This window comes from Pseudoalteromonas sp. 2CM39R (assembly GCF_023161845.1).
Genome location: NZ_JALNTM010000035.1, coordinates 35,520 through 44,002 on the forward strand (window position 1 = coordinate 35,520; position 8,483 = coordinate 44,002).

Annotated in this window: 6 protein-coding genes and 1 tRNA gene; 2 read left to right on the plus strand and 5 right to left on the minus strand. The window is 40.6% G+C overall.

Annotation, left to right across the window (positions count from 1 at the left end):
* Nucleotides 1–50: 50 nt before the first annotated feature.
* Entirely contained in the window at nt 51–815 is a 765-nt protein-coding gene (locus tag MTF66_RS36220; protein WP_008111650.1) for a class II glutamine amidotransferase, read from the minus strand.
* A gap of 309 nt (nt 816–1,124) precedes the next feature.
* On the opposite strand from MTF66_RS36220, the gene fadE reads away from it, so the two are divergent.
* Complete coding sequence (gene fadE, locus MTF66_RS36225; RefSeq protein WP_010391432.1) at nt 1,125–3,587, plus strand: acyl-CoA dehydrogenase FadE; 2,463 nt, start codon at nt 1,125–1,127, stop codon at nt 3,585–3,587.
* Between the two features lie 5 nt (nt 3,588–3,592).
* On the opposite strand, the gene MTF66_RS36230 is transcribed toward fadE, so the two are convergent.
* Together MTF66_RS36230 and MTF66_RS36235 are read right to left on the minus strand one after the other, a co-directional pair.
* Nucleotides 3,593–4,702 carry a DUF6136 family protein gene (locus MTF66_RS36230; protein ID WP_138623436.1) on the minus strand — a complete coding sequence of 370 codons (1,110 nt, stop codon included), beginning with the start codon at nt 4,700–4,702 and terminating at the stop codon, nt 3,593–3,595.
* Nucleotides 4,699–5,226 carry an ATP-binding cassette domain-containing protein gene (locus MTF66_RS36235; protein ID WP_248530174.1) on the minus strand — a complete coding sequence of 176 codons (528 nt, stop codon included), beginning with the start codon at nt 5,224–5,226 and terminating at the stop codon, nt 4,699–4,701. Before MTF66_RS36235 ends, MTF66_RS36230 begins: the two co-directional genes overlap by 4 nt.
* Nucleotides 5,227–5,451: 225 nt before the next feature.
* Between MTF66_RS36235 and MTF66_RS36240 the strand changes: the two genes are divergently transcribed.
* Entirely contained in the window at nt 5,452–7,395 is a 1,944-nt protein-coding gene (locus tag MTF66_RS36240; protein ID WP_055011757.1) for a S9 family peptidase, read from the plus strand.
* A gap of 52 nt (nt 7,396–7,447) precedes the next feature.
* Here the strand turns inward: MTF66_RS36240 and MTF66_RS36245 are convergent, their stop codons facing one another.
* Complete coding sequence (locus MTF66_RS36245) at nt 7,448–8,164, minus strand: helix-turn-helix domain-containing protein (protein WP_008111733.1); 717 nt, start codon at nt 8,162–8,164, stop codon at nt 7,448–7,450.
* Nucleotides 8,165–8,406: 242 nt separating this feature from the next.
* Nucleotides 8,407–8,483: transfer RNA gene (locus MTF66_RS36250), tRNA-Asp, on the minus strand.

Here is an 8,483-nt window from a genome sequence, read left to right on the forward strand (position 1 = left end):
TAATACTTAAATTTAAAACTTTAAGCTGGGTTTCGTTTTACTCTACCAAGCTACATTAATTCACCCATTTTAAATAACGCAAACTCTCCTGGCTGCATTTTTTGCCAGCGCTCATCATTCGTCAAAGGCCTTGTGGCTATAACCGTCACTACATCGTTTGGCGTGGTTTCTTGTTGAAAGTCGACCACCATGTCCGCATCAATCAATGTAGCTTTACCAAATGGCGCACGGCGCGTTATATAGTGTAAGTTATTAGTACAATACGCTAAAACAAATACACCATCGGTCAATAACATATTAAATACGCCCTTTTCACGCAGTGTATGCGAAAGCTTGGCGGCATATCTAAAAACCGACGCCATATTACTTGGACGCTTTGGGTATTTTTCGCGAATTTTGTCAAGTAACCAACAAAAAGCGAGTTCACTGTCGGTGTTTCCCACAGGTCGATAATACTCTGGTTTTAAATCGTGATAATTTGAAAGCTGCCCATTGTGTGCATAGGTTATTTCGCGCCCCCACAACTCTCGGGTAAACGGATGAGTGTTTTCAAGACACACCCGACCACGATTCCCTTGGCGAATATGACTAATAACCGATACGCTTTTAATTGGGTACGCTTTTACCAGCTTTGCTATTTCTGACTGGTAACTTGGCTCTGGATCTTTAAAGGTTCTGCAGCCTTTACCTTCATAAAAAGTAATACCCCAGCCGTCTTTATGCGGGCCAGTATTTCCACCACGCTCCAACAACCCTGAAAAACTAAAACAAATATCCGTTGGCACATTGGCTGACATGCCAAGTAATTCACACATAAAATAAATAAACCTTTAAAAAGCTAAACATAGAATATCGTTCTATTTTTAATAAGCGTACACTGATCATCATAAGTATATTTACTTAATTAAACTTATATTACTACTAGATTAATTGATTTTTTTAATGCTTATATTTTTTTATGATAAGCCAAAATAAACGATTACAGCCAAACTGTTCGTATAACATACAACGCATTGTAATAATCGTACCGATAACTACACTTTAATCTAAGTAATGTACTTGAAACTTAGCGTTACTAGCGCTACTCTAAACGAGGTGGTCTGACCTCTATTAAGGAATTAGCAATGACACTCATATTTACACTTGGTTTAATCGCACTGCTCAGCATTGCGCTTTACCACAGAGCGAGTTGGAACACAGCACTTGGTGTTTCTGCCGCAACATTATTAATTGGTACCTTTGCTGGTGCTTTTGGTTTAATTAGCTGGGTGATCTTTTTAATCATCGCAGTGCCTCTTTCAGTTACTGGTATTCGCCAGCAATACATTATCAAACCTATTTTCACCATCTTTAAAAAAGTAACACCGAGTATGTCTGACACCGAAAAGTCAGCAATCGATGCGGGTACTACGTGGTGGGAAGCGGATTTATTTTGTGGTAATCCAGATTGGAAAAAGCTTCACCAGTATCCAGTTCCAAAACTTACTATTGAAGAGCAGGCATTTATCGACGGCCCTGTTGAAGTTGTATGTAGTATGCTTGATGATTGGGAAGCTACGCATGAGCTGACTGATTTACCTCAGGATGTATGGCAATATCTAAAAGATAACAAGTTCTTTGCCATGATCATTAAAAAGGAATACGGCGGCTTAGAATTCTCTGCATTTGCACAATCGTGTGTACTGCAAAAACTAACCAGTAAATCAACATTGCTTTCGTCAATTGTTGGTGTACCTAACTCGTTAGGCCCAGGTGAGCTATTACAGCACTATGGTACTGAAGACCAAAAAAATCATTACTTACCGCGTTTAGCAAGCGGTCAAGAAATTCCATGTTTTGCACTTACCTCGCCAGAGGCGGGTTCTGATGCAAGCTCAATTCCAGACTACGGTGTAGTTTGTAAAGGGCAATGGAATGGCGAAGAAGTAGTTGGTGTAAGCCTTACATGGAACAAACGTTACATAACACTTGCGCCTGTAGCTACGGTACTTGGTCTAGCATTTAAGTTACAAGATCCTGATGGATTATTAAGCGACGTTAAAGAGCCAGGTATTACCTGTGCACTTATCCCAACAGATACCCCTGGGGTAGAAATTGGTCGTCGTCACTTCCCGCTTAATGTGCCGTTCCAAAATGGCCCTACTCGCGGTAAAGATATTTTTGTACCACTTGATTACATTATTGGCGGTCCAGAAATGGCTGGTCAAGGCTGGCGCATGCTAGTTGAATGTTTATCGGTTGGTCGTGCTATTACGTTGCCGTCAAATTCAGCCGGTGGCATTAAAATGATTGCAGTAGCAACCGGTGCTTATAGCCGTATTCGTCGTCAATTCCGCTTACCTATTGGTAAAATGGAAGGGGTTGAAGAATCAATGGCTAAACTTGCTGGTTATGCTTACAGCTCAGACGCTGCAGTAAGCATGTCTACGGGCGCGGTTGATTTAGGCGAGAAGCCATCAGTTGTGTCGGCGATTATTAAGTACCACCTTACCGAGCAAATGCGCGATTCAACCATTCATGCAATGGACGTGCTAGGCGGTAAAGGGATCATGCTTGGGCCAAATAACTATTTGGGTCGTGGCTATCAAGGTGCACCTATTGCCATTACCGTTGAAGGTGCAAACATCTTGACCCGTAATATGATTATTTATGGTCAAGGTGCAATTCGTTGTCATCCATTTGTACTTACCGAGCTAGGTGCGTGTGAAATTGAAGACCGCGAAGAAGCGCTTAACGTATTTGATAAAGCGCTAATGGGTCACATTGGCTTTACCATGTCTAACCTTGTACGTACTAAGTGGCTTGCGCTTACTGGCGCTCGCTTTACTAGCGTGCCATACAAAGACGAAACTGCAGAGTTTTACCGTATTGCGTCTCGCTTTAGTGCATCACTTGCACTTATGTCAGACATTAGCATGGCGGTATTTGGTGGTTCTCTTAAACGTAAAGAACGTATTTCAGCACGTTTAGGCGACTTATTAAGTTACCTTTACTTAGTATCTGCAACGCTAAAACGTTACAACGACGAAGGCCGTAAAAAAGAAGATTTTGCATTGGTTCAATGGAGCTGTCAGGATCACCTTTACCACTGCCAGCGTGCACTTGCTGATTTAATCAATAACATGCCGTCGGCTCCACTACGTGGTGTTTTAAAAGTATTGTTATTCCCGTTTGGTCGTCCGGTTCGTAAACCTACCGACAAACTTGAGCACAAACTAGCGCAGTTGTTACAAGTTCCTAGCGAAACACGTAATCGTTTAGCAAGCTATGTATACCTTACAAACGAACCGCTTAACCTTGTAGGCCGTCAAGAGCAAACGCTTAAAGACGTTCTAGAAGTAGAGCCATTGTTTGAGCGTGTATGTAAAGAGAAAGGCGTAAAGCTGCCATTCTTCCAGCTTGATAAAGTGGCGCAAATGGGTTTAGAAGCGGGTATTTTAAGCCAAGCAGAAGCCGATAAGCTCGCTGCAGTAGAAAAAGATCGTCTAGACGTGATTAATGTTGATGACTTTGACCCTGCAGATTTACTTGCTGGCAAAGCAGCGCGTAATAGCAAAGCTAAAGCTAAAAAGGCAGATGCTGCTTAACTTTACTAATAAAAGCTAAGCAACACACCTGTTATAACCATCCAAACCAGCGCATAATGCGCTGGTTTTTTTTGCGCTAAGGCCTGTTGTAGTAAACACCAAACAACCCCTATTACTAGCAATAAGCAATTTGCTTGATTAAATAAAGCCACAAAACCAACCAGTGCGAGTAATAATACAATTAAGCTAGGAATAAATAAGCTAACAAAGAATGCTGTTTGCTTATTCTGCATGTTAAAAAACACACTGTACTGCTGATATAGGTGACGACAATCAAATTGTAGTGAGCTACTAAATAACACCACAAAGGCAAGTGACAAAATACTGAATATAGCAGCTAAATCAGCGCGCTCTTGTAACAACACCTTGGATGCCATAAATACACATAGTAATAAAGCTCCTCGCCATATCAAAGCCCAGCTATTATGCATAAAAAATAACAGCCAAAAGCCTGTAAGTGAATTCAACTTTAGCTTAGCTGTAGCATTAAAAGGGACCATCAAGGTACTTAGCGCAAACAACAGAACAAAGCCGCTATGATAAAGCAATGGACTGACATCAAGCGGTAACGTTGCCCAAACTGCGGATAACAAAAAACCATAAACCAGCGCTATTGGCTTGTATAAACATAAAATGCCGAGCACAAATTGCAATAGTAAAAACAACCAGAAATGCGGCACTCTAAGCCACTGACTCACACTAAGATCAATCGCGATAATGAGGCTCGCAATCAACCAGCCATTGCTTAAAAGTAAAAGCTTTATACCCATAAAACCAAGCCAATATCGCTTCACCAATGTTTGTTGAAAGGCACGTTGAGCGCTGTTTTTTATAGCAGATTTCATTGCGCTCAACATGACACTTTGCAACAGCAAATACAGCCAAGCCATCTGTGCACCATACTGCGGTGCATCGCTGCTATCGATAATTTTTCCCAGCCCTAAAAACAACAGTAAAATCATACCAAGCATGGCAGAGCCAAGTACCACTAGAAATAACAAGCCAAAGTTTTTAAGTTGCAACAATAATTGCGTGAGTTCAGTTTTGTAAGCCTGATAACGATAATCCATAAAAGAGCGATATTGCCCGATTGATTGTTTTAAGTTTGCAATCATAACGGTATACACTCAAAGCCACGCTCAATAAATGGCGCTGGTTCATGGCAGGTGATGACTATTTTCCCATTTGGCTTATCTATTAGATATTCATCAAGCAGTACTAATAAATACTGAATACTGGCTTGATCAAGTGCTGCGCTGGGTTCGTCTAGAAGTAAATAAGGTGCATCACGCATAAGCGCTAAAATTAACTGGCATTTCTTTTGATTACCTGACGACAGCGCATCAAAACGAGTATTTAAAAATTCATTGAAATTAAACCCATCTATTATTGTCGTTGGCCAATCACAATCCAGCGTATTCACGGACAAGTTAATAATTTGCTTTGCCGTAAGAAAGTCAGGTAAAGCAATACAGTCTGAGGCTATAGCAACTTGTTTATGCGGTTCGGTTAATGCTTTTTTAGAAAATAAAATCTGCCCACTTTGGCGCGTTTCGAGCTCTGCCAACATCAACAACAACGTTGTTTTACCTTGGCCATTAGGCGCTTCAATGCATATTTTAGGTGCACAAAACTGCACACTATAGCCACTGTACAATACGTTTTCAGCAAACTGTTTATGTAACCCAATGACTTATATCATAAATACTCCCTGATTTTGAAAGTGAATTATAACTGGTTTTCTATTTTCGTGGGCTACATGGTTTGTAACACTTTATTGCAGTTCGAATAGGCTAATTACTTGCGTTTAAAAAACGTTCGGTTAACACTAAAAGTCTATAATTATAATCCAAGGAATGTATCTATGAAAAAAGCCCTCAAATTTGCTTGTATTACCTGTGCAGTATCAATTGCATTAACAGGTTGCAGTCAATCTAATAATTCAGCCTCTACCCCTGTGGCAACTGAGCAAAAACAACAAGTAAAAACCTATAACGCTAAAACCTTTTTTGATACAACATCTATCATGGGCAGTAGCTTTTCCCCGACTGGCGATAAAGTTCTAGTTAGTAGCGATGAAAGCGGTATTTACAGCTTGTATGAAGTTGACATAAAAACAGGTAGCAAAACGCGCCTAACCAATTTTGAAGACAGCACCTACCCTATTCGCTATTTCCCAAATGATGAGCGTGTACTATTTACCAAGGACTCAGGCGGTAATGAGCGCTACCATGTTTATGTGCGTGAAGTTGATGGTTCAATCAAAGATTTAACTCCAGGGGAAGAAACCCGCGCGAGTTTTGCAGGCTTTACTAAAGATGGCAGTCAGTTTTTTATTACCAGTAATCAACGCGATGCCAAGTTTATGGACTTGTATCGTGTAGATAGCAAAACCTATAAAGTCACGCCCGTTTATCAAAACACACAAGGACTAGATGTGGGCGCAATTAGCCCCGATGGACGCTACATTGCACTGTCTAAAAATAATACCAATAAAGACAGCGATACGTTTATTCTTGATACCTATAAGAAAACCCTCAAGCCGCAATTAATTTCAAAACACGATACACCAGCACAATATACGCCTGAGACCTTCTCTGTAGACAGCAAATATTTATACTACTCAACAGACGCTAAAGGAGAGTTTTCAGAGGTGTGGCAATATGAGCTCGCCACAGGCAAGCACAGCCCAGCATTAAAAGATGATTGGGACGTTAGCTTTATTTACTTTTCTAAATCTGGGCGTTACCAAGTAAGCGGTGTAAATGCTGATGCCAGCACAAAGGTCACAGTAAAAGACACGCAAACAGCGGATGAAATTGCCATGCCTAAATTACCTGCGGGAAATCTACGTGGTGTGAATTTCTCAAGCGATGAGAAAACCATGGCGTTTTATTTAAATTCAGATACCTCACCAAGCAACTTATTTGTTTGGCAAGTTGGCAGTAATGAAGCCAAGCAACTTACCAACACATTAAGTGAAGATATAGATCAAAACGACTTAGTAGAGAGCACCATTGTGCGCTTTAAAAGTTTTGATGATTTAGAAATACCGGGCGTATTATACAAACCAAAACAAGCCAGCAGCACCAATAAAGTACCTGCACTTATTTGGGTGCATGGCGGCCCAGGTGGGCAAAGCCGAACTGGTTATAGCGCAATGCAGCAACATTTAGTTAATCATGGCTATGCTATTTTTGCCGTCAATAACCGCGGTAGCTCAGGCTATGGTAAAACATTTTTCCATTTAGACGATAAAAAACATGGCACCGATGATCTACAAGATATTGTCTACGGTAAAAAACACTTACAAAGCCTAGATTGGGTCGATGCAGATAAAATCGGCATCATGGGTGGTAGCTACGGCGGCTTTATGACCGCAGCCGCGCTTGCCTTTGAACCGGAAGAGTTCAAAGTAGGTATCAATATTTTTGGTGTGACTAACTGGGTACGCACACTGAACTCAATTCCACCATGGTGGGAAAGCTTTAAAAAGGCGCTATACGATGAAATGGGCGATCCTGCCACCGATGGTGAACGTCACCGTGCTATTTCACCGCTATTTCATGCCGATAACATCACTAAGCCTTTAATGGTTATTCAAGGTGCTAATGATCCACGCGTATTACAAATTGAAAGCGATGAGTTGGTTGCTGCGGTTAAAGCTAATGGTGTGCCAGTAGAGTATGTATTATTTGATGATGAAGGCCACGGTTTTAGCAAAAAAGAAAACCGTATCAGCGCCTCCAACGCCTACCTAAACTTTTTAGATACTTACTTGAAAGAACGCTTTGGCCCACAAGGGTAATTGTAAGCCAATTTATATTAAAGCCTGCTGCGTTTTCATGTACGCAGGCTTTTTATTGCTTGGTTAATCTAGGTTCCAGTAAAGCGAGCGCCAAACCAAATACAGCAGCAAAAATACCTAAAAACTCAAACCAACTATTGCCTGCATGTGGCATAGTCCGCGAAAGCTCATTTGCAGTATAAACACGTTTACCTCCCTCAACCTCTTCAACAAATGATTCACCGACATACTCATCCATTAACTTAAAACTTGGTACCCTTCTGGCCAGCATTTCCCGATTTTTCTCATCTCTTTTTTCTCGATTCGACTCAATAATATAATTGCTCCAATGAGTAAAAACATTCAGAGGTTCACCTGTTTTGATCACACCTTGTGATTTATATTCGTAAAAGCGCTCATTGAACACATAGTTTTTATGTCCTGCATAAAACAATGCACAACCAATAGATATTAAAAACATTGCGAGATAAATAACCTTACGCTGTGTGGCTGAGCTCTTTACTGCTTTACTTTTATACCACAGCTCTACATCTGGTATTTGCATCAGTCTAACTTTATCGTGACTCGATACTAGTGGCTTCATAAACTCATCAATTGAAAGATCTAATGCTATCAATAAAGCTCTAAATATTTCATTGGAGGGAATTGATTTATCGTTTTCAAGCTTGGATAAATAACTCTGCTCTATACCCGCTTGCTGGGCAAATTCAGGTTGGCTCAATTTTTTATTATTTCTTAGCTGCTTTAATTGCTGACCTAATGTACTCATCTTAATGCTTCCTTTTTTAAAGTGAGATTAGATTCTTGGTAATTCATGCAGAGATAAGAAGCTGAATATTAAAGAATAGCCAAGAATATTAGCAGGTTAGTATAGAAGAGTCGAGCTGATAGCTGATAGCTGATAGCTGATAGCTGATAGCTGATAGCTGATAGCTGATAGCTGATAAAAAATTATGTTAGGATTTATTAATAAGGAAATTATTTATTGCTTGTTATTGAGGAAATAACAAGTGGCGGAGTGGACGGGACTCGAACCCGCGACCCCCGGCGTGACAGGCCGGTATTCTAACCAACTGAACTACCACTCC

Bases quoted from the DNA above. Each gene is read 5' to 3' on its own strand.
- fadE (WP_010391432.1), top strand. From the start codon at position 1,125: ATGACACTCATATTTACACTTGGTTTAATCGCACTGCTCAGCATTGCG.
- MTF66_RS36240 (WP_055011757.1), top strand. From the start codon at position 5,452: ATGAAAAAAGCCCTCAAATTTGCTTGTATTACCTGTGCAGTATCAATT.
- MTF66_RS36245 (WP_008111733.1), bottom strand. From the start codon at position 8,164: ATGAGTACATTAGGTCAGCAATTAAAGCAGCTAAGAAATAATAAAAAA.
- MTF66_RS36220 (WP_008111650.1), bottom strand. From the start codon at position 815: ATGTGTGAATTACTTGGCATGTCAGCCAATGTGCCAACGGATATTTGT.
- MTF66_RS36230 (WP_138623436.1), bottom strand. From the start codon at position 4,702: ATGATTGCAAACTTAAAACAATCAATCGGGCAATATCGCTCTTTTATG.